Origin of the sequence: Thalassospira sp. ER-Se-21-Dark (assembly GCF_017922435.1) — a bacterium.
Classification (GTDB): Bacteria; Pseudomonadota; Alphaproteobacteria; order Rhodospirillales; family Thalassospiraceae; genus Thalassospira.
On record NZ_VDEZ01000001.1, the window covers coordinates 1,206,736 to 1,228,677 of the forward strand.

Here is a 21,942-nt window from a genome sequence, read left to right on the forward strand (position 1 = left end):
TGCCTGAAACTGCGATATCCAACTGATGCGAAAAAACGGCGGGCCCGGTGCACGCCGTTAGAATTAAGGTGCCTTAGAGCCCAAGCGCTTCGCGCTGCTTGGCGAACAATTCCTTGCAGCCTTTTTCCGCCAACGCGAACATCTGATCATAGGATGCACGATCAAACGGCACGTCTTCGGCGGTTGCCTGCACTTCGACAATGCCGCCATTGCCGGCCAGCACGAAGTTGGCGTCAGCCCCGGCATTGCTGTCTTCGGCATAATCAAGGTCAAGCACCGCTTCGCCTTCATAGATACCGCATGAAATGGCTGCGACCGGCTGGGTCAGCGGGATTTCCTTGATCAGGCCAAGGCGACGCACGCCCTGAAACGCCAGATGGGCGGCCACATAGGCACCGGTGATTGATGCGGTGCGCGTACCGCCATCGGCCTGAATGACATCGCAATCAAGGCGCATCTGCATTTCGCCCATCGCCTTCATATCGGCAACCGCGCGGATCGAACGGCCAATCAGGCGCTGAATTTCCTGGGTACGGCCGGACTGACCACCACGCGCGGCTTCGCGCTGCATGCGGCTGCCGGTTGCGCGAGGTAGCATGCCGTATTCAGCGGTGATCCAGCCCTTGCCGGAATTGCGCATCCAGCCCGGTACCTTGTCTTCGACCGTGGCGGTACAGATCACATGCGTGTCGCCGAATTTGATCAGACACGAGCCTTCGGCATATTTGGAAACGCCGGTTTCAATCGTTACATCGCGAAGCTGATCGGGGGTACGGCCGGAAGGGCGCATGAGAAGGAACCTCTTGGTTGTCTGGGCTTGCGTTCGTGGCGACTTGAATGCCCGCGCACGACGCGAAACTGTCCTGAAAAATTTGGCCCAAAGTAAGATGTGACCCACCAAACGTCCAGCAGTTTCCCCGGATGTTTTTATCTGTTCTGGTGCAATCCTGGCGCAAAGCAGTTAAACCAACAACTTCGACCAAACTTACAAGCATGGCTTAGCAATAGGCCGTGCAATTGACGCAATGCGTTTGCCTGACTAAATTCTCCTCACGTTTAACGCTTCATCCATCTGGATCAATTGGCACGCAACACATGGCGCATTTTGACGATACATTGCTGGGCGACATGAATGCGCGGTCACGTGAAGTGTTCCGCCAGATTGTCGATGCCTATGTCGAAACCGGTGAACCGATCGGTTCGCGGTCAATTGCGCGTCGCATGTCGGAAAACCTTTCGGCTGCGACCATTCGCAATGTCATGTCCGATCTTGAAGAAATGGGTCTTCTGGTCGCGCCGCACATTTCGGCCGGGCGCCTGCCCAGTGAAAAGGGCCTGCGCCTGTTTGTGAATGCCTTGATGGAGGTCGGTGACCTTCCCAATGCCGAGCGTGACCAACTGACCAAAAACTGCGAACAGGCGGGTTATTCGCTCGATCAGATGCTGGGCGAAGCAACCACGATGTTGTCGGGCCTGTCGCGCTGTGCCGGGCTGGTGGTTGCGCCCAAGACCGATGGCATTCGCTTAAAACAGATCGAATTCGTGGCCCTGTCGCCGGGCAAGGTCCTGGCGGTGCTGGTGGCCCATAATGGCAGTGTCGAGAACCGAATCCTTGATGTTCCGCCTGATTTGCCCGCCTCGGCATTGACAGAAGCGGCAAACTATCTAAATACCCGGTTGGCTGGAAAGACGCTTGATGATGCGCGCCTTTTGATGACGAAGGAGCGTGATCGTCTCAAGCAGGAGCTTGATGAACTTTCCGCCAATCTGATTGATGCGGGTCTGGCAACATGGGCCGGCGGGGTCAAGGGATCGTCCCTGATTGTGAAGGGGCAATCCCAGCTGTTGGAAAATATCGATACGATTGAACAGCTTGAGACCGTGCGCCGCCTGTTTAACGTGCTCGAAGCCCGCGATCAGATGATTGAATTGCTCGATGTGACGACGGATGCCCAGGGCGTTCAGATTTTCATCGGGTCGGAGAATAAACTGTTCGGCGGATCGGGTCTTTCGATGGTGATTTCGCCCTATCAGAATGCTGAAGGCAGCATTGTGGGTGCAATCGGGGTTGTCGGACCGACCAGGATCAATTATGCCCGGATCATTCCGCTGGTCGATTACACCGCCAAGCTGGTCGGTCGACTGATTGGATAAATCGCGGCGCTGCGTGTCAGGCCGCATAACGTGAAAGTAGCAAGGTTAGCCATGTCGGAAACCGCAAAGAACACTCCGGAAGATCTGCAGGACGTCAATGCAGAGGAAACCGCTTCTGAAGAGGTCGCAGCAGAGGCGACCGAGGAAGTTGTTGAGGACGCCGCACCCCAGGACCCGATCGCCGCACTTGAAGCCGAAGTCGCGGAGCTCAAAGACCGTCTGCTGCGCCAGGCCGCCGAGGTGGAAAACACCCGCCGCCGCGCCAAAAAAGACGTCGAGGATGCCGGCAACTACGCCATTACCAAATTTGCCCGCGACCTTTTGGATGTCAGCGACAACCTGCGCCGCGCGCTTGATGCCGCGGGCGATACATCCAATGCCGATCCGGCGATGAAAACCCTGTTTGACGGGGTCGAGATGACCGAACAAGCCCTGCAAAAGGCGCTTGAAAAGAACGGCATCGAAAAGCTCGAACCGCTTGGTGAAAAGCTTGATCCGAACAAACATCAGGCCGTGTTTGAACTGCCACATCCGGAATATCCGGACGGCCACGTCGCACAGGTTATGCAGGCCGGTTACGTGCTTAAGGGCCGTTTGCTACGCCCGGCCATGGTCGGTGTGACCAAAAATCCGGGTGGTGAAAAACCAAGCCAGACCGACACCCCGGGTGGGAATGTCGACACCTCTGCCTGATTGACAGAAAAATTTCAGATCAACCGGTTTTAGCGGATCGGTTTCGCATTCACCCCTGCCAGACAGACTTGGCGGGGGTGTTTTGTTTGCAGTAGGCTACCGATACTGATCACCAGCACAGGACCGCACACCATGCCGCTTCGCCCCGACCTGATCGATATCCTGCGCGATGAAAACGCCCCGATTGTCATCCTGACCGGGGCTGGCATTTCCAAGGAAAGCGGACTTCATACCTTTCGCGATCCCGATGGCATATGGGCGAGATACGATATTTCCGAGGTCGCAACGCCCGAGGCCTTCGTAAGTAATCCCGATCTGGTGCATCATTTCTATAACGACCGTCGTGCTGGCTTGCATGACCCGGCAGTTCAACCCAATGCCGCCCATCTGGCCCTGGCACGGCTAGAGGCCGAATGGCCCGGTGATGTGCTTCTGGTAACCCAGAACATTGATGATCTGCATGGCCAGGCCGGGTCCAAAGACCTGATCCACATGCATGGTGAACTTCTGAAAATCCGCTGCAATCACTGTGATCTTCTGACCGATTGGCCAGACGACCTTGCCAAGGAAACGCCGTGCCCAAGTTGCAGCAAGCCCGGTGGATTGCGCCCGCATGTGGTGTGGTTTGGCGAAATGCCCCTTGAGATGGAACGCATTTATGCTGCCCTTGGCGATTGCGGGCTTTTCATCTCCATCGGGACATCGGGCAATGTCTATCCTGCGGCCGGCTTTGTGCAGGTCGCCCATGAAGAAGCCGGGGCTGAAACGGTTGAGCTCAACCTCGAACCCAGTTCCGGTGCGACAATGTTTGATCACAGCCGCTATGGCCCCGCCACCGAATTGGTTCCGGCCTTTGTTGCCGCCCTGCTCGGTGATTGATAGCTGGCCTTAAGGATTGATCAAATCACGGAATGATTTTTCGCCCGCATCACTGAACCGCACGATCCGCGACTCCGGCATCCGTCGGGCCCAACCCAAATCATAGAACCGGTCGAGCAAGGCCGCCCCGAATGATCCGGCCAGATGCGATTGCCGGGCACTCCAATCAAGGCATTCTCGACACAGCGGTCGGCGCTTGGCCCGCAAGCCATCCAGATCAATGCCAAACGTGTTGGCAAAATCGATCCCGGCCGGTGTCAGGGCAACACCATTGATGTTGCTTTCAATCAGTTTGCGTTTGGCAAGGCCGTCAAACAGCGCAACCCCCATATCCCCCGCCAGATGGTCATAACAAACCCGTGCCTTGCGCAGCTCCGGGTCCTTGGGCCCGGTGCGCACGCGGTTATGCCCGACCCGATTGGCAATCCCCATCAGAACTTCAAGCGCCTCGACAATATCCGGGCCCGAAAGCGTGAAATAACGATGCCGCCCCTGTTTGCGCGGCAAAACGATCCGACCGGCTTCAAGCTTTGCCAGATGCGAGCTTGCCGTTTGCGGTGTTACACCGGCTTCTTGCGCCAGCTCGGCCGCGGTTAATGCACGACCACTCATAAGTGCTGTCAGCATATTTGCGCGCGCCGGATCACCAAGCAATGCGGCCACGCGGGCGATATCGGGTCCTTCTTTCATAGTTCGATGCTAATCGAAGCATTAATGCGCAGCAATCAGGATAATGGATTTGTCACCCAACAAGACCCCTCTCCTGAAAGGACGCTGTCATGATCACTTGCTTTATTCGCTATGAAATCGATCCTTATAAAAAGGATGCCTTTATCGAATATGCGCGGAACTGGGGGCAGGCCATTCCGCGCTGCGGGGCCGACCTTGTCGGCTATTTCGCGCCGCATGAAGGATCGGTCACAACGGCCTATGGTATCTATCATTTGCCTGATCTGGCATCCTACGAAGCCTATCGCGCGCGCCTAAGGGATGATCCGCTAGGTCGTGAGAATTACGAATTTTCCCAGCGCGAGAAATTCATCCTGCGCGAAGAACGCCAGTTTCTGAAAATTGCCTCGACACCACGCGCTGGCCCGCATACGGAGTTGATCAAACCATGATTGCCGTCATTTTCGAGGTCACACCGCGCGAAGGGCACTATGACGATTACCTTGCGATTGCCGGCGATCTCAAACCCGTGCTTGAAACCATGGATGGCTTTATCTCGATCGAGCGATTTCAAAGCCTGACCAATCCGGGCAAGGTTTTATCGCTGTCTTTCTGGCGCGATGAGGACGCAATTGCCGCCTGGCGCAATCTGGGCGAGCACCGCACCGCCCAGATCAAGGGACGGCACAAGATTTTTGAGGATTACCGTTTACGGGTGGCTGGCGTGATCCGTGATTACGGCCTTCATGACCGTGACGAGGCCCCGGATGACTCCCGCGCACAACATGATCGCTGATCTGTAACGTCGGTCATCGGGACTCAGGCCTTTGCCGGTTTCGGGGATGCTTCTTCATCCCCGATTTCGCTACTCTCGGCAAATTCTTCTTCCACGGCATCCTGGACCGCTTTGGCACCGCCCTTGTAATCAAGCAGCATTACGGCCAGCACCACAATGCCTGCTCCGATGAAAATCACCGGCACCGGCAGCATGTCAAAGAAGATCAGATCCATCGCAACCGAAAATGGCAGGGCCGTATAGGCCGCAGGCGACACCACACTGGCATCCGCAACCCGCACGGCGCGCAACACCATATAGTTGGTCAGCATGGCAAAGAAACCGGCACCCGACGCATAAAGCCAATCAGCCATTGAGGCCGGATACCAGGTAATCATCGCAATCGGCACCCAGATCGCAACCGCGATGATCTGAGGCCAGAACAGCATGGAGAAATTGGTTTCGGTCCGGGTCAGCACCTTGGCAAACAGGGTCTGGGCGGAAAAACAGAACGCCCCGATCAGGGCCGCGGCGACACCAAGCGGCACACCAAAGCCGTCCATCCGCGGCACACACATCACCCACACGCCAACAAGGCCCAAAAGGGTCGCGATGATTTTGCGCGGGGTCAGTTTCTCGCCCAGAATCACCACCGCCAACATCACGGTCAGCAAGGCTTCGATAAACAGATAGGCATTGACCTCGGCGATGCTCATCTGGCGCAGCGCAAAGAACACAAAGAACAGCGATCCGTACCACAAAACGCCACGCGCAATATGCGCAACAGGGCGCCGCGTGCGAATCTGTCGCGTGCCGATAAACATGATGATGACCAGGAACACCGCAACGGTGGTCAGGGCACGCATCGCAAGGATCTGCGAGGTCGGCACATCGTGCGAGACAAGCTTGGCACAAACATCGACAAAAACGCCTGATGCCATGGCAGCCGTCATCCACAGGACACCGCGGAAATTTCCGCTCAGTCGCGTTGCGGTCATGGTCAATCCCGGTTTCGAAAGGAGTGTTGGGGTTTCCGGCAGTTGGGGGGAGGCTGCTTACGTGGTGGCGCAAGGAGGCATAAGTCATTACGGCCGGAAACCCTGTATGACGATGATATTGCCTGCTTGTTTGGAAAAATACGAATGAAGCTTTTTCAGCCATTGTTGAGATTTTTTTGGCCCACTTTTCGATCAGGCCTGATAGACAGAATAAAAGCCATTAATGCTCTCCGGATGGAAACCCACGATGCGCAGAAAGCTCCCCCCGTTGCGCGCCCTTGTCGCCTTTGAAGCCACCGCACGCCATCAAAGCGTGAAGGGGGCCGCAGAAGAATTGCATGTCACGCAAAGTGCGATCAGTCATCAGCTCCGCCAGCTTGAAGAGAACCTTGGCGTGGTGCTGTTTACCCGCAAGGGCCGTGGATTGACCCTGACCAAGTCGGCAGAGCTTCTTTTGCCCCGCCTGACCGAAGCACTTGATGGCATTGCCGATATCACTGGCGAAGTCGGCCCAGACAAGGGCAAGGCAATCCGCATCGGCGCACTGGCCACACCGGCACTCACCGTGCTGTTGTATGAGCTTGATAACCTGCGCGACCGGCTGCCCGCCGACATTCCCGTGCAGTTTCGCAAGATCGAATTTGATGACGGTCTTGATCCGCTTGAAATTGATCTCGCCCTTCAGATCGCGCCAAAGGACCTGCCCGGTCCCGAAGACTGGATTACCGAGCTTCTGACCCCTGAAGTCTATACTGCATTTGCCGCCCCGGAATGGCTGGCTAAGCGCGGCTATGATGCCAGCAACGTTGACGTCGCGACACTCGGCCCGCGCGATATACTCTTGATCGACAGTGACAGCGAACAGTTCTCCCAGATCGAACAATGGTTCAAGGATGCCAGCTTCTCGCTCGCTGATTGCTGGACGTTCAGCCACCATATCTGGGCGCTTGAGGCCGCACGTGCCGGTCAGGGCATCGTTGCCAGCACCGATGTTGTTGCGCGCAATTACGTTGAGCGCGGTGAACTGGTGCCGCTTAATTTCCCGGATTTCATTTCGCACTGGTGGTATCGCCTGCTGATCCGCCCGGCCCGTGAAAAAGACCCGATCGTCATCGAAGCCGCCAACTGGATCCGCGAACTCATCAACCCGAAAACCGCATCCCTTGCCCGCAAAAAGGTGATGTAACACCATTGTCGTTGTCCTTGAATGCGCGAAAGGTTAGGGTTCGGGCATAAAAATCAGCCGTAAGCCAAAAAATGGGGTTATGTGGGAAAGATGACATCCTTGGTGTCGGTCGTGGTCACGACGTATAACTGGCCCGAAGCACTTTCGATGGTGCTCAACTCTCTTGCCGATCAAAAAGATCGTCATTTCGAGATTGTCATTGCAGATGACGGATCCGGCGATGAAACAGCAAAGGTCATCAAGGATTTTGCCGCCACAAGTGCGATCCCTGTCAAACATTACTGGCACGAAGACAGTGGTTTTCGCGTGGCCAAGGCGCGCAATGGCGCGATCAGCTTGTGCGCAGGTGATCTGGTTGTCTTTATTGACGGTGACTGCTGTGTGATGCCTGACTTCATTACGCGCCACCGCAAGGCCGCGACCGAGGGCTGTCTGGTCTCAGGCAAGCGAGTCTTCCTCAAGGAACGGCTGACCAAAACCCTTTTGGCACGCAAATGGGCTTTTCACAAATGGCCGCGCCTGCTGCTGTTTGTCACCGCCCTGTTCGGTTTCGCCAACCGACCATTTCAATTCATTCGCCTGCCCCATAATGGCCCCTGGCTTTGGGAACATGAAAATTGCTGGGAAAAGGCGCAAACCTGCAATCTTGCCGCCTTTAAATCCGACATCGACCGGGTGCAGGGCTTTGACGAAAGCTACGAAGGCCACGGCTTGGAAGACTCTGACTTTGTTCTGCGGTTGTTGCGCTCCGGGCTAAAACGCAAGAATGTCGAATACTGTTCACCTGTTCTGCATCTCTTCCACAAGCGTTCCGACCCCAAGCGCCATGTACAGGATTCCAAGAACCCTAGCCATTTCAAAAATCTTCTGGCTGATACAGAACGCTTCCTGCCTCTGACCGCAGTCAAGGCAACCTCGGCGACGCAGAAAGCCGAACGCGAAGCGGCCGAATAACCTTTCGACCAAGGATGCATCTAGACCCCCTTGGAAGCAGCCGCGTTTCGCGATAAAAGGTCGGCATCATTTTCCTTCGGATGCGTCTTTGCATCTTAGAAGCTCATATCAGCCGCCCTGGTGATCGGGGCATGCGTTCAAAAAGCGAAAGGGATTTTCCCAGATGGATCTCAGCAAGATTGCCGTTGGCAAGGATGTTCCGTGGGACGTAAACGTCGTCATCGAAATTCCGCAGGGCGGACCGGTAAAGTACGAAGTCGATAAAGACTCCGGTGCTGTTTTTGTGGATCGTTTCCTGCACACCTCGATGTATTACCCGGTCAACTATGGCTTCATCCCCAACACGCTTGGCGAAGATGGCGATCCGGTCGATGCCATGGTCATGTTCCGCGAGCCGGTCGTTGCCGGTTCTGTCATCCGTGCCCGTCCGATCGGCGTTCTGATCATGGAAGACGAAGCCGGTCAGGACGAAAAACTGATCTGCGTTCCGCATGACAAGATCGACCCGTACTACACCGACATCAAATCCCACGAAGACCTGCCGCAGATCCTGCGCGACCAGATCCAGCACTTCTTCGAGCGTTACAAAGACCTCGAAAAAGGCAAATGGGTTAAGGTCACCGGTTGGGAAGGCGCTGAAAAAGCCGCCAAACTCATCGAAGAAGGTGTGACCCGCCTCGGCAAATAAGCCGCATTCAACCCGTCTTCGGACAGGGACCGGATTTAAAAAGCAACGCTCCGTCAGATTTGGCGGAGCGTTGCTTTTTTGACTTATTGGTCGCGCAACACTACTTTGGTGCAGGGGCGCCACCCTTACAGGTTGGTATTGAGGGAAGAATTCACGTTTCAGGATACTATTCGTGACCCACAAAAACGCGCCCGACAAAACCCATGCGATCAAAGTTACCGTCGGCGACATCACCACACTTGATGTCGATGCCATCGTCAATGCCGCCAACGAGGCCCTGTTGCCTGGCGGTGGTGTGTGCGGTGCGATCCATCATGCGGCGGGCCCCGAACTGGCAAACGCCTGCCGACCGCTTGCCCCCTGCCCGACGGGTGACGCCCGAATCACACCCGGATTTAACCTGAAGGCCAAATACGTCATCCACGCCGTCGGCCCGGTCTGGCATGGCGGGGACCGCGGTGAGGCCGATCTGCTGGCAAGCTGTTATCGCAATTCAATCTTGCTGGCGGTCGAGAACAATCTGGCCTCTGTGGCGTTTCCTGCCATATCCACCGGGATATTTGGCTATCCGGAAGACCAGGCAGCCAAAATCACCGTATCAACCATTTGTGAGCTGACTGGCGAATTAGCGCAAATGCCACAAATTTACCTTTGTTGTTTCTCACCATCGGCGCGTCAGCATATTGAAGCTGCGTGCCAGCACTATGCCAGCACATGATCGAATACGATAAGGTCCATCAATAGAATGCAAAGCGACGCTGCTGCACCTTCGCCGTCCCAACCGCTTGAACTGTTTGCTTCGCCAGACGGTGTGCTGAGCGTGGGTGAACACACATTTCGCTGTGCGCTTGGGATTAATGGCGTGATTGATGCCGACCAGAAAACCGAAGGCGATGGCAAAACGCCGGCCGGTCGCTGGCAGCTGCGCTATGTGATGTATCGTGCCGATCGCACGCCCAGCCCGCGCACCAAGCTTCCGGTCACCACCATTTCCTTTTCCGATGGCTGGTGTGATGATCCGGGTCATCCCGACTATAACTGCCCGGTCCGCCTGCCGTTTGATGCCAGCCATGAAAAGCTGTTTCGCAAGGATGATCTCTATAACATCATCGTTGTTCTGGGCCATAATGATGACCCGCCTGTGCCCGGAAAGGGATCGGCGATCTTCATGCATATCGCCAAACCCGATTATGCTGGTACCGAAGGCTGTATTGCCTTGGCCGAGAAGGATCTTGAAACACTGCTTGGACTGGCGACCTTTGAAACGTTCATCACCATCACTGCGTAAAATCATGGACTTGCCGTTTGGGTGCACAGCGCCTAGGTTCAATTGCCGGATCAATTCACAGGACAAGTCATGATTGAAGACGATTATCTCTATAAAAAAGGCGGCGTTGCAGGATTTGGTTCCCGACTGAAAGCTATTTTCGGATCGGGCAAGTTCTGGGCGCGCAGCCTTGGTGTGATCGTTCTGATTGCCGTGATCTATTATCCGGCGGGCATGGCGATTGTGCATCGTATCGATGACAACCCCGACTTTATCGGCAATTACAAAGGCGGCAGTCATGCGGTCAACACCGCCGCAGCCCTGATTGATCGCGAGGTCAACCAGAACCGCTGGACCGCCAACGATCCGTTCTTCCTGCCAAGTGCGGCCCTTGATAACATGCCGAACTTCCAGACCGGGATTGTCTATGCGCTGTCGCGCTTTGCGATCGAGCTTTCCGATCAGATCGGGCGCGCCCGTGGGTCAAGTCAGGTTGACCCGGATCTGGATGACGCCGCAGGCCTTTTGAAATTCCGTGGCGACAAATGGGTGTTTGATCCCAGTGTTTCGCTGCTGCCCGGTGTCACGTCCGAACAACAATACCGTCAGGCAATCCGGTCCCTGCAAAACTACAATACCCGTCTGACCAACGGAAATGCGGTTTTTGAGCGCCGTGCCGACAACCTTCAGGAAACACTGAACCGCATTGCCAATGACCTTGGCTCGGCCTCTGCCCTGATTGATGATAAGGTGGAAAATCCGTCGATCTTTGATCGCACGGCAGATGACGTTTTCTATGCCACCAAGGGTCGCCTTTATGCCTATAGCCTGATCTTGCGCGATCTTGGCACCGACTTCGAACAGATCATCAATGAACGCCAGATCGCATCGGTCTGGGCAGAAATGATCGGATCCCTGCAGGCGGCCGCCGCACTTGACCCGATGGTAGTTGTGAACGGCTCGGCCGATGGCATCGTCTTCCCTAACCATCTGGCGGGGCTTGGATTCTATCTTTTGCGGGCCCGTACCCAAATGCGCGAAATCAGCAGCATTCTGCAACGTTGATGTCAATGTGATCACGAAACACGCCTTCCGGAATACCTGAGTTGCGCGCTGCGACTTGATCTTTTGTGGTTTTTGCCCCATTTAGGGCCTAACCAAATGAAATAGAGATTGTTGAGTGGGCTCTAGGGTCTGGACCCGCTGATATATATGCAATGGTTGCTCAGAGTTGTGTGGATACGCGAAGCAAGGCAGCAGGAAGATATGCATCTTGCAATGCCTTGCGACAAAGTAGACCGCGCAACTCCGATCAATCCGAAGGACAGCTACAAGGCTTGCGAACTCCTGCGTCAAACCCCTTGACCGGGATTTCCCGCCCGCTCTGCGGGCCTTTCCTTGTATTTCGCAAGCCTTGTAGCTGCCATTACATGTATATCAGCGGGTCCAGATCCTGAAGTCCCGGCAATCAGAGTGAGAGGACAAGCCGAAAATGTTCATTCAGACCGAACCAACCCCGAATCCGGCGACACTCAAATTCCTTCCGGGTGAAGAAGTCATGGGCCGTCTTGGCACGGCCAACTTCGTTAAGGGTGACGAAGCCATCAAATCGCCGCTTGCCCGCAAGCTGTTTGAAATTGATGGGATTGCCGGTGTTTTCCTCGGCGGTGATTTCATCACCATCACCAAGGATGACTCCAAGGACTGGCAGACCCTGAAACCGCAGATTCTTGGCGGGATCATGGAACATTACACGTCGGGTCAGCCGGTTCTCGATCAGGACTCCAACGCCGCCACCGGTACCAGCTCTGCTGCCGAAGGCGATGATGAACTGGTCAGCCAGATCAAGGAACTGCTTGATACCCGCGTGCGCCCGGCCGTGGCACAGGATGGTGGTGACATCGTCTTCCACCGTTTCGAAGATGGCGTGGTCTTCCTTGAAATGCACGGCGCATGTGCCGGCTGCCCGAGCAGCACCGCGACGCTCAAGATGGGCATCGAAAACATGCTACGCTATTACGTGCCCGAAGTTCAGGCCGTCGAACCGGTCATGGCTGACTGAACCTGACCCGGTTATCGGACACCTCACCGACAAGATGGCGTCCGACCATCCGGTGAACTGACCGCGCACGGATTTACGAGTCGTTAACAAATTCAGACGCCCGGCGTGAACTTTAACCCGCGCCGGGCGTAAAAATTATGCGCTGAACGAAAAGGTTTTCTTGGCGTTTTCAACTCTCGGAGATATTGCCCGTTGCGATCATCGCGCGCGGCAGGCATAGATAACCTCCACTTGGGATGGACAGTTCGACTGATCCTGGAGATTCAACAATGACTAGCGCAAAAACAAACAGTTACAGGAATGTTGCGCTCGCTTCGATTTTCGGAGCGGTTGTTTTCCTGTATATTGGGCTTTTCGCCGGAATTGATCTTTCTCCAACTCCGGAAGGTTTTGAGACAGAAACCGTCGAAGTCACGGCAGATGAAGCCGTTATCAAAAAGAAGAAAACGGTTTATCGCCGCGGCCCGGAAGTCATCGCACTCAGCCAGTATTTCAAAAGCATCGGCTATCACCTCAATGAGGTGGGCGAAGTTCCGCGCGTCTATATCAAGCGCGTACCCGAAGGCCTTGGCGAACTGGCATCGGTTGAAGAGCGCAAACAGCTTTTCCTGAAAATCATGCTGCCGCTGGCCATGCGCGTGAACGAAGAAATCACCGCGCGCCGTGAACGCCTGATGGCCATTCAGGCCAAGGGCATTTCCGGCACCCCGGTCAGCCAGGCCGATCAGCAATGGGTCAATCAGCTGATGAAGCGCTATCGCGTGACCGATGGCGGCATCAACGCCCTGCTTGAGCGCATTGACGTTATCCCGACCTCCCTGATCCTTGCCCAGTCGGCAGAGGAAAGTGGTTGGGGCACGTCACGCTTTGTGCGTAAAGGCAACGCCCTGTTTGGTCAATGGGCCTGGGGCGACGATGAAGGCATCGTGCCGAAAGATCGCGAAGATGGCAAAACCCACGTCATCAAGGCCTTTGGCAGCCTGATGGACAGTGTGCGCGCCTATGCACGCAACATCAACTCGCACCCGGCCTATCAGGAATTGCGCGAACGCCGCGCAACCCTTCGCGCCGAAGGCAAATTTATCAGTGGCTGGGAACTGGCCGAGACTCTGACCAAATATTCCGAGCGCGGCGAGGAATATGTCGACAGCCTGCATGCGATCATGAGTGTGAACGGGCTGAACGAGCTTGATGGTCTTGATTTTGCGGCAGGCGACGTCCCGCCGCCGCCAAAGGTGCTCGCCGCCCTTGAGGAATAATCCCAAGGGACAAAAGAGATAAATCAGGCACCAAGCCAGATAACCAAATAAAAAGGGACCCGCTCGGGTCCCTTTTTTGCTTCGGATATCAGAAGACCCGGTTATGGCCGTCCGCGATAAATCCAGCCCTTTTCCGATTTCAGCAACCGGATTTCATCCTCGACCACCCGACGGTCGCCCACCTTGTATTCGCCTTCCTTGAGCGTCAGCATCTTGGTTTTCACCAGATCAAGCGCATCGCGCACCGTGCTGCCAACATCATCCATCGTTCCGGCCGCCTTGCCCTTTTCGGTTACGTCATCGGCAAAATCGGCAACCGTGCGATCAAACACCAGCTCATAACGCACCATGACAAGCACTTCGTCATCGTCTTCGGAAATGCTGTTGGTTTTGGTCACGTTTTCAACATGGCCGACCTTGGCATAGGGATCATCGCGAAACCGTTCGATCACCGCCGTGGTGATTTCATCGGCTGTCGGTCCGCTGACCTGTTCATCTTCGCAGGCAGCAAGCAGCGGCAAAAACATGATAACGGCGAAAAACCGGGTCAACTGGCCCATGAGCGATTCCTGTTTTCTGGGTTTTGGCTTGAATTGCGGACTATTGCCTCTGTGATGTGGCAAAAATCAGGTCATCTGTCACATCCTGCCAACAATAACGTCGACAACGGGATATCTATGCCAAACAGGTTACCATTCATCCCGGTGAAGACTGCAGGCTGATTTTATTCGTAGGATCCCTGATGGCAACGATACATACACCATTTGATATGCTAATCGACACCAACCAGCTTACAGTCCTTGAAAATCAGGACGCCACCACCCGAAAGTCCGAGCAAAAAACGTGATATTCGATTTGATCATTGCCATCGCAACTATCGGCATTGCGATTGTGCTGTCCATGCCCCGCGTTTCGCGTTCCACCACCTGGCGCGCTGTCGTGACGCCGCTGGCCTCGATCATCGGCAGTGGTTTCTTGCTGCTCGGTCCGGTCCTTAATCTGGGATATGGCGGCTATGCGCCGCTTGTGATGCTGGCACTTTGTGGTGTGGCTTATCTGTATGGCGCGGTGATCCGAAACAACATCCAAGCCGGCGAAGAAGCCATCATTGACGGCACCTATGGCAAACTCGCAAAGCGTGTTGAAACCCTTTCTTCTTGGGCGCTTGCCTTTGCCTACATCATTTCGGTGACCTATTACCTGAATCTGCTCGGCGCCTTTTCGCTGAGCCTGACGCCATTTGATTCCACCCTTGATGCCAAACTGATGACCAGTGGCGTCTTTGGCATCATTGTCATGGTTGGCTGGTCACGCGGATTCAAAAGCCTTGAGCGGCTTGAATATGTCTCGGTCGGTTTGAAATTGGCAATCATTACCGGGCTTCTGGTCGGGCTGATGGCCCATTTCGGCAAGCAGGCCATTGACGAGAAACTGATTTTCAATCCCCAGAACGTCACCGGATGGCCGGCCATTACCATGGCCTTTGGTCTTTTGATCACGGTTCAGGGGTTCGAAACATCGCGCTATCTGGGATCAAGCTATGATGCCGAAACCCGTATTCGATCCATGCGCCTTGCCCAATGGCTTTCGACCCTGATCTATCTGATTTACATCCTTCTGATTTCTTATGTTTTCGCCCCTGACCAGATGTCGTCCTCGGAAACGGGCATTATCGATATGATGGGGATCGTCGCCCCGATCCTGCCCTTCATGTTGGTGGCGGCTGCCATGGCATCGCAATTCAGTGCCGCAATTGCCGATACCAGCGGATCGGGCGGACTGTTTGCCCAACTGTCGCGAAACCGCATTACCGAGCCACAGGCCTATCTGGCGCTGGGGATTATCGGTATCGCCCTGACATGGTCAGCAGACATCTTCGCGATTGTCAGCTATGCATCGCGCGCCTTTGCCATCTATTACGGCCTGCAAGCGGCCTTGGCGGCCATCATTTCAGTCCGCCGTGGCAATCCGGGCAAGGCCGCGTTCTTTGCCGTGCTGGCCGCCTTGGGGGCTGCTATCGCCATTCTGGGACAGCCGGTCGAATAAGCCCCCTGCCCCTTTAAGGTTCGCCCTGCCTCGAACAGAAAAAAGGCGGAGCCTGAAAAATCAGCTCCGCCTTTTTGATCTTTGATTTCAGAACGGCTTAGCCGTGCTCTGCCTCGTGGGCGGCAAGGGCTGCCAGGTTCACCAGATCGTTCACGGTTGCCCCCATCTGGGCGATCTGGGCCGGTTTTTCCAGACCGATCATCACCGGACCGACCACCGTGCCACCGCCCAGCTTATCAAGCAGTTTGGAGGCCGTGGTTGCCGCGTGGAGCGCCGGCATGACCAGAACGTTGGCCGGACCCGACAGACGGCAGAACGGATAAAGCTTCAGAAGCTCGGTATCGAGTGCCACATCAACCGCCATGTCGCCATCGAACTCGAAATCGACATTGCTGCTTTCAAGGATGCCAACGGCTTCGCGGATACGGTCGGTATCCTCGCTATACGGGTTGCCGAAGGTCGAGTGCGAAACCATCGCCACACGCGGCTCATGCCCCATCTGACGGGCCTTGGCAGCCGCCTGAATGGCGATCTCGGCCAGTTCCTCGGCATTGGGCAGGTTGTGCACACGGGTATCGGCGATGAACACCGTCCGGCCCTTGGCAATCGCAATTGAAAGCCCCATCGGGATTTCGCCCGGCTTGGCATCGATCACACCGGCAACATCGGCGAAGCTTCGATTGAAGTTCCGGGTAAGCCCGGTGATCAAACCATCGGCATGACCCTGTGCCACCATGACAGAGGCAAACACGTTACGCTTCTGGTTGACCATGCGCTGGCAATCACGCCACAGGAAGCCCTTGCGCTGCAGGCGCTGATAGAGGAACTCGGCATATTCCGCGTTATGCTTGGAAAGGGCCGCGTTGCTGATTTCAACACCATCAAGGCTTTCAATACCAAGCTTCTTGGCACTTTCATGGATGCGGTCTTCGCGCCCGATCAGGATCGGCGTGCCATAGCCCGAATTGCGATACGCCACTGCTGCGCGGATCACCGTTTCTTCCTCGCCCTCGGCAAAGGCGATGCGTTTCGGGTGCGCACGGACATAATCGGAAATCAGCTGCAAATGGGCTGCCGTCGGATCAAGACGACCACGCAGCTGATTTTCATATTCTTCCATATCAATGATCGGACGACGCGCCACACCGCTATCCATCGCGGCCTGGGCAACCGCCTTGGGCACGGCGGTAATCAGGCGCGGGTCAAACGGGGCAGGGATGATATATTCCGGACCATATTGCAAACGACGCCCGGAATAGGCCGCGGCCACTTCATCAGGCACGTCTTCACGGGCAAGCGATGCCACCGCGTGGGCTGCGGCAATCTTCATGTCCTCGTTGATCGTGGATGCCTGAACATCAAGCGCACCGCGGAAGATATACGGGAAGCCAAGCACGTTGTTGATCTGGTTCGGATAATCCGAACGCCCGGTGGCGCAAATCGCGTCATCACGAATAGCAGCAACTTCTTCCGGGGAAATTTCCGGATCCGGGTTGGCCATGGCAAAGATGATCGGCTGTTTGGCCATGCTTTTGACCATGGCTGATGTCACCGCCCCCTTGACCGACAGGCCAAAGAACGCATCAGCGCCCTTCATCGCATCGTCAAGCGACCGGGCATCGGTATCCGCCGCATGGGCCGATTTCCACTGGTTCATGCCGTCTTCACGGCCCTTGTAGATCACCCCGCGCGAGTCACACATGATCACGTTGTCATGGGCAACACCCATGCTTTTAACCAGTTCGCAGCATGCAATCGCAGCCGCACCGGCCCCGTTGATGACAAGCTTGATGTCTTCAAGTTTGCGACCCGTCAGGTCACAGGCATTGATCAGCCCCGATGCCGCAATGATCGCCGTGCCATGCTGGTCATCATGGAACACCGGAATGTCCATGACTTCGCGCAGGCGCTGTTCGATGATGAAGCATTCCGGCGCCTTGATGTCTTCAAGGTTGATCCCGCCAAACGATGCGCCCAGGAAGCGTACGCAATTGACGAACTCGTCGACATCTTCGGTCGACACTTCAAGATCGAACCCATCCACATCGGCAAAGCGTTTGAACAGCACCGCCTTGCCTTCCATCACCGGCTTGGAGGCCAGCGCACCAAGATTGCCAAGGCCAAGCACGGCAGTGCCGTTGGAAATGACCGCAACGATGTTGCCCTTGGAGGTGTAATCATAGGCAGTTGCCGGGTTCTTGGCGATTTCAAGACACGGCACCGCAACACCCGGTGAATAGGCGAGCGAGAGGTCGCGCTGAGTGGTCAGCGGTTTGGATGCGGTGATTTCGATTTTGCCGGGGCGGCCGCTGGAATGAAACAGCAGCGCTTCACGGTCACGAACCTTGATTTCTGTATCTGACATTGTGTTTTTCACTGACGCTTGCGTGGTGAGATGGAAAGCAACCTGTACGGTCTGTTTTGTTCTTGAGTTCTGATTTTCCTGATCGACAAGTTTGCGGCGTGGGACCGTCTTGTCGGACCGCCCAATAAATCAGGCTTCGCGCCCCGGGTCAAAGGCGACGTTAACGGCAACCGCAAAATTACGTAGCGTTTTCCGTATGTTGCGGCGCAACATTGGCTTCTGATGCGGCCCGTTTCACATGTGCAAATGCAATGGTGGATCCGCCCGCCCCATCGACCCGGGCGCCATGGCTGGCAGTAAGTGCTGGTTTTTCAGAGGCGTAATCACGCGTGCGCAAAGGCCCCTTGGGATTGCCGTTTTTATTGCGCCGCGCAAACCGACCCGCCGATTGGCACAAATATGAACTTTCCACGATACGAAAAACGGGGGCCAATGCCCCCGTGTTCCTGTTGCCTTAGCAGCAAAATCAATCGTTCTCGGCGGACTCTGTCATCCAGCTGCCCGCCACGCCAAAACGTGCGGATTACTTCGGTGAATGCAGATGGATGTTGGTGGCACCATTCTGTTCAAGAATGGCGCGTGCCTTGGCCTCGGCACCGTCATGGTCCGGGTCGATCCGAACCCACAGAATGACCGATCCGGCGTCCACCGCGCGGGCGAAATCCTCGGTATGCGGGGTGGAGGTCACTTCTTCGATAAATTCACGAAGTGCGACTGCGCCAACACCGGCCCCGACCGCAATGGCGGCGGCGGCTGTGGCAGCGCCCCCAAACAGGGCAATCGCGCCAGATGCCACCAGCGGCACTTCATATTTGGTTTCACCCACCAGTGCGGTCAGCACATCGGACCAGGACCGACCATCCTTGCCTGCAACATCGATGGATTCGTGGGAGCTTAGAACCGACAGATCGGTGCGTTCAAACCCGGCATCGCGGAGCGCACGCAGAGCCGCATCGAAACCGTCCTTGGTATCAAACAGTCCGACCAGTTCCGGGGCCTGCGGGATGGTCTGTTCTTCTGCCATTTTGTACGCTCCTTGCTCACTGTTATTCTGTCGCGGAAAACGACAGTTGGTTGTTGGTCACGATCTTTATATATTCGCAGAAATTCAGGCGTTGCAATGGCATAGATCAAGTTTTATCACCCCGCCAGTTTCCTGCTCTCGTCTTTGCCTTCAGGGTTTGCTATCAAGTCATCATGAACCAGATCGCCGATAAATCCGATACCACACCGACCGCACCTTCTTTTTCCAGAGACGGCGCGACGCCAATGATGATGCAGTTCCTTGAAATCAAGGAACAGTATCAGGACTGCCTGCTGTTCTATCGGATGGGCGATTTCTACGAGCTGTTCTTTGACGATGCGGTCAAAGCCGCCGAAGCCCTTGATATTGCCCTGACAAAACGTGGCAAGCATCAAGGTAACGAAATTCCCATGGCCGGTGTTCCCGTCCATAGTCACGAAACCTATCTGCAACGTCTGATCCGCAAGGGCTTCCGGGTTGCCGTCTGTGAACAGATGGAAGACCCGGCCGAGGCCAAAAAACGCGGTGCCAAATCCGTGGTCAAACGCGGTGTTGTCCGCCTGATCACGCCGGGCACCCTGACCGAAGACAGCCTGCTGGATGCCCGGCGCCACAATTATCTGGCCGCCGTATCGGAAGTCCGCGGCAAGATCGGTCTGGCCTGGCTTGATATGTCGACCGGTGATTTCTTTGTGCAGCCGTGCGAAATGGCCGGTCTTGGTGCCGCCCTTGCCCGGCTTGATCCGGGTGAAATCCTGTTTTCGGAAAAGATGCTGAACCGATCAGAAGTGTTCGACATCTATGCCGAATATAAAAACATCATCACCCCGCAGCCGACCGCGCGCTTTGATGCTGAAAATGCGCAGCTTAGGCTTAAGAAGCTCTATGAAGTCGAAGCCCTTGATGCCTTTGGCGGGTTTGAGATCGCCGAGCTTTCGGCTGCCGGTGCGTTGATTGATTATGTCGAACTGACCCAAAAGGGCCAGATGCCCCGCCTTGCCCCGCCGACCCGCGTGGCAGAGGGGGCTGCGATGGAAATCGATGCCGCCACCCGTCGGTCGCTGGAGCTGATCCAGACCCAGTCGGGCGAACGCAAGGGATCGTTGCTGTCCGTCATTGACCGCACCCGCACCGGGGCCGGTGCACGTTTGCTGGCGGCGCGCCTGTCCGCCCCGCTGACCAATGCCGATGAAGTCAACAAGCGCCTTGATCTGGTGGAATATTTCCATGATCGCGACGGCTTGCGGTCTGATCTGCGCGCCGCCCTTGGCGAATGCCCCGATATCGAACGCGCACTTTCGCGCCTGTCGGTCGGGCGCGGTGGCCCGCGTGATCTGGCGGCGATGCGCGACGGGCTGTCCTGCGCCTTTGCGATTGGCAACCTGCTGAACAAACCCGATGGCGGCAATGATGGCCTGACTGCACAGCCAGAAGCCCTTTCTGATCATTTGACCATGATGGGCCATCACGGCGATCTGATTGATCTGTTGCGCCGGGCAATCGCCGAAAGCCTGCCGCTTCTGGCCCGCGATGGTGGCTTCATTGCTGGCGGCTATCACCCGCCGCTTGATGAGCTGCGCATGCTTTCAAGTGAAAGCAAAAAGCTGATCGCCAACCTGCAGGCCCGCTATACCGAACAAACCGGGATTTCCAACCTTAAGGTCAAGCATAACAACGTACTTGGCTATTTCATCGAAGTATCGGCCAAAACCGCCGACAAGATGATGGAGATGGATGAGTTTATCCATCGCCAGACCATGGCCAATGCGGTGCGCTTTACCACCGTCGAGCTGTCCGAACTTGAAAGCAAGGTCTCGAAGGCCGGTGATCAGGCGCTTGCCCTTGAACTTGAACTGTTTGACGAACTGGTGGCCGCCGTTCTGGCCAAGGCCGATGACATCGCCAAATGCGCAAGTGCACTGGCCGGGCTTGATGTATCCGCTGCCCTGGCCGAACTCGCCCGCGATCAGGGCTGCATTCGCCCCAACATCGATAACAGCCTTGCCTTTGACATCACCGCGGGCCGCCATCCGGTGGTTGAGGCCGCCTTGCGCGAAAATGGCGATGCACCCTTTGTTGCCAACGATTGCCGCCTTGAAGATGAACAAAGCCTGTGGCTGATCACCGGTCCGAACATGGCCGGTAAATCGACCTTCCTGCGCCAGAATGCATTGATTGCGGTTCTGGCCCAGATCGGGGCGTTTGTCCCGGCGACAAGTGCCCATATCGGCGTGATTGACCGGCTGTTTTCACGTGTCGGTGCGGCCGATGATCTGGCGCGCGGGCGATCCACCTTCATGGTAGAAATGGTGGAAACCGCATCGATCCTTAATCAGGCAACCGACCGGTCGCTGGTGATTTTGGATGAAATCGGGCGTGGCACGGCAACCTTTGATGGCCTGTCGATTGCCTGGGCGGTGGTTGAAAACCTGCATGAAATCAATCAGTGCCGCGGTCTTTTCGCCACCCACTATCATGAACTGACGGCCCTTGCCGCCAAGCTAAAACACCTGTCGTGTCACACCATGCTGATCAAGGAATGGCAGGGCGAGGTCGTCTTCCTGCATGAAGTCGGCGCAGGCAGCGCGGATCGATCCTACGGCATTCACGTCGCCCAGCTGGCCGGCCTGCCAAAGCCCGTGATCAAGCGCGCCGAACAGGTGCTCAAGACCCTTGAAAAGGGCGAACAGGGTGGCGCGGTGTCGAAGCTTGCCGATGACCTGCCGCTGTTTGCGGTTGCCATCGAACAGGCCGCCAAGGAGGAACGCACAAGCGCCCCGGCGCTTTCGGATGCGCAAAAGGCGCTGCTTGATGCGGTTGCCGATCTTGATCCCGATAACATGACCCCGCGCGAAGCCCTCGATGCGCTGTATCGTCTTCAGTCGCTGAAGGGCTGATCACCTGCAAAACAGGCGACCTATCC

General features: G+C 56.0%; 21 protein-coding genes. 15 read left to right on the plus strand and 6 right to left on the minus strand.

Annotated features, from left to right (window positions below; genetic code table 11):
- Positions 1 to 73: 73 nt before the first annotated feature.
- Positions 74 to 790 carry a ribonuclease PH gene (gene rph / locus FHI25_RS05505; RefSeq protein WP_210515806.1) on the minus strand — a complete coding sequence of 239 codons (717 nt, stop codon included), beginning with the start codon at positions 788 to 790 and terminating at the stop codon, positions 74 to 76.
- Positions 791 to 1,095: 305 nt separating this feature from the next.
- Here rph and hrcA point away from each other — a divergent pair, with 305 nt between their 5' ends.
- The 3 genes from hrcA (at position 1,096) to FHI25_RS05520 (ending at position 3,726) form a co-directional block, all read left to right on the plus strand.
- Positions 1,096 to 2,154, plus strand: a complete 1,059-nt coding sequence (hrcA, locus tag FHI25_RS05510) for a heat-inducible transcriptional repressor HrcA (RefSeq protein ID WP_008888710.1) — start codon at positions 1,096 to 1,098, stop codon at positions 2,152 to 2,154.
- Between the two features lie 51 nt (positions 2,155 to 2,205).
- Positions 2,206 to 2,847 (plus strand): nucleotide exchange factor GrpE, encoded by a 642-nt coding sequence (gene grpE, locus FHI25_RS05515; RefSeq protein ID WP_008888711.1) that lies wholly within the window; start codon positions 2,206 to 2,208, stop codon positions 2,845 to 2,847.
- A 132-nt stretch (positions 2,848 to 2,979) separates the two neighbouring features.
- Entirely contained in the window at positions 2,980 to 3,726 is a 747-nt protein-coding gene (locus FHI25_RS05520) for an NAD-dependent deacylase (RefSeq protein ID WP_210515808.1), read from the plus strand.
- A gap of 9 nt (positions 3,727 to 3,735) precedes the next feature.
- Here FHI25_RS05520 and FHI25_RS05525 read toward each other — a convergent pair whose 3' ends face one another.
- The gene (locus FHI25_RS05525) at positions 3,736 to 4,416 is read right to left on the minus strand and encodes a winged helix-turn-helix domain-containing protein (RefSeq protein ID WP_210515810.1); all 681 of its coding nucleotides are present in this window, start codon (positions 4,414 to 4,416) and stop codon (positions 3,736 to 3,738) included.
- Positions 4,417 to 4,505: 89 nt separating this feature from the next.
- On the opposite strand from FHI25_RS05525, the gene FHI25_RS05530 reads away from it, so the two are divergent.
- Together FHI25_RS05530 and FHI25_RS05535 are read left to right on the plus strand one after the other, a co-directional pair.
- Entirely contained in the window at positions 4,506 to 4,847 is a 342-nt protein-coding gene (locus tag FHI25_RS05530) for an NIPSNAP family protein (protein ID WP_210515812.1), read from the plus strand.
- Entirely contained in the window at positions 4,844 to 5,191 is a 348-nt protein-coding gene (locus FHI25_RS05535) for an antibiotic biosynthesis monooxygenase (protein WP_210515814.1), read from the plus strand. The genes FHI25_RS05530 and FHI25_RS05535 overlap by 4 nt, the downstream gene beginning before the upstream one ends.
- A 23-nt stretch (positions 5,192 to 5,214) precedes the next feature.
- On the opposite strand, the gene FHI25_RS05540 is transcribed toward FHI25_RS05535, so the two are convergent.
- Complete coding sequence (locus tag FHI25_RS05540) at positions 5,215 to 6,168, minus strand: DMT family transporter (RefSeq protein WP_210515816.1); 954 nt, start codon at positions 6,166 to 6,168, stop codon at positions 5,215 to 5,217.
- 247 nt (positions 6,169 to 6,415) lie between these two features.
- Between FHI25_RS05540 and FHI25_RS05545 the strand changes: the two genes are divergently transcribed.
- The 8 genes from FHI25_RS05545 to FHI25_RS05580 all read left to right on the plus strand — a co-directional run bounded on the left by FHI25_RS05545 (position 6,416) and on the right by FHI25_RS05580 (position 13,584).
- Positions 6,416 to 7,354 (plus strand): LysR family transcriptional regulator, encoded by a 939-nt coding sequence (locus FHI25_RS05545; RefSeq protein ID WP_008888717.1) that lies wholly within the window; start codon positions 6,416 to 6,418, stop codon positions 7,352 to 7,354.
- Positions 7,355 to 7,444: 90 nt separating this feature from the next.
- A complete protein-coding gene (locus tag FHI25_RS05550; protein ID WP_210515818.1) occupies positions 7,445 to 8,308 on the plus strand; it encodes a glycosyltransferase in 864 nt (287 codons plus the stop codon).
- 163 nt (positions 8,309 to 8,471) lie between these two features.
- Positions 8,472 to 8,996, plus strand: coding sequence for an inorganic diphosphatase (gene ppa / locus FHI25_RS05555; RefSeq protein ID WP_008888719.1), 525 nt, complete (start codon positions 8,472 to 8,474; stop codon positions 8,994 to 8,996).
- A gap of 172 nt (positions 8,997 to 9,168) precedes the next feature.
- Complete coding sequence (locus FHI25_RS05560; protein WP_210515820.1) at positions 9,169 to 9,714, plus strand: O-acetyl-ADP-ribose deacetylase; 546 nt, start codon at positions 9,169 to 9,171, stop codon at positions 9,712 to 9,714.
- A 27-nt stretch (positions 9,715 to 9,741) separates the two neighbouring features.
- A complete protein-coding gene (locus FHI25_RS05565) occupies positions 9,742 to 10,284 on the plus strand; it encodes a L,D-transpeptidase family protein (protein ID WP_210515822.1) in 543 nt (180 codons plus the stop codon).
- 69 nt (positions 10,285 to 10,353) lie between these two features.
- Positions 10,354 to 11,328: a DUF2333 family protein gene (locus FHI25_RS05570; RefSeq protein ID WP_210515824.1), complete on the plus strand. Its 975-nt coding sequence runs from the start codon at positions 10,354 to 10,356 to the stop codon at positions 11,326 to 11,328.
- Between the two features lie 427 nt (positions 11,329 to 11,755).
- Positions 11,756 to 12,325 (plus strand): NifU family protein, encoded by a 570-nt coding sequence (locus FHI25_RS05575; protein ID WP_008888723.1) that lies wholly within the window; start codon positions 11,756 to 11,758, stop codon positions 12,323 to 12,325.
- A 269-nt stretch (positions 12,326 to 12,594) separates the two neighbouring features.
- The gene (locus tag FHI25_RS05580; RefSeq protein ID WP_210515825.1) at positions 12,595 to 13,584 is read left to right on the plus strand and encodes a glucosaminidase domain-containing protein; all 990 of its coding nucleotides are present in this window, start codon (positions 12,595 to 12,597) and stop codon (positions 13,582 to 13,584) included.
- A gap of 101 nt (positions 13,585 to 13,685) precedes the next feature.
- Here FHI25_RS05580 and FHI25_RS05585 read toward each other — a convergent pair whose 3' ends face one another.
- Positions 13,686 to 14,144, minus strand: a complete 459-nt coding sequence (locus FHI25_RS05585; protein ID WP_008888725.1) for a hypothetical protein — start codon at positions 14,142 to 14,144, stop codon at positions 13,686 to 13,688.
- Between the two features lie 283 nt (positions 14,145 to 14,427).
- Between FHI25_RS05585 and FHI25_RS05590 the strand changes: the two genes are divergently transcribed.
- Entirely contained in the window at positions 14,428 to 15,630 is a 1,203-nt protein-coding gene (locus FHI25_RS05590; protein ID WP_210515827.1) for a hypothetical protein, read from the plus strand.
- Between the two features lie 97 nt (positions 15,631 to 15,727).
- Here the strand turns inward: FHI25_RS05590 and FHI25_RS05595 are convergent, their stop codons facing one another.
- Positions 15,728 to 17,995: an NADP-dependent malic enzyme gene (locus tag FHI25_RS05595; protein ID WP_008888727.1), complete on the minus strand. Its 2,268-nt coding sequence runs from the start codon at positions 17,993 to 17,995 to the stop codon at positions 15,728 to 15,730.
- Between the two features lie 523 nt (positions 17,996 to 18,518).
- On the minus strand, positions 18,519 to 19,019 hold the full coding sequence (locus FHI25_RS05600; protein WP_210515829.1) for a hypothetical protein: 501 nt from the start codon (positions 19,017 to 19,019) through the stop codon (positions 18,519 to 18,521).
- 173 nt (positions 19,020 to 19,192) lie between these two features.
- Here FHI25_RS05600 and mutS point away from each other — a divergent pair, with 173 nt between their 5' ends.
- Positions 19,193 to 21,916 carry a DNA mismatch repair protein MutS gene (mutS, locus tag FHI25_RS05605; protein WP_210515831.1) on the plus strand — a complete coding sequence of 908 codons (2,724 nt, stop codon included), beginning with the start codon at positions 19,193 to 19,195 and terminating at the stop codon, positions 21,914 to 21,916.
- The last annotated feature ends 26 nt before the right edge of the window (positions 21,917 to 21,942 follow it).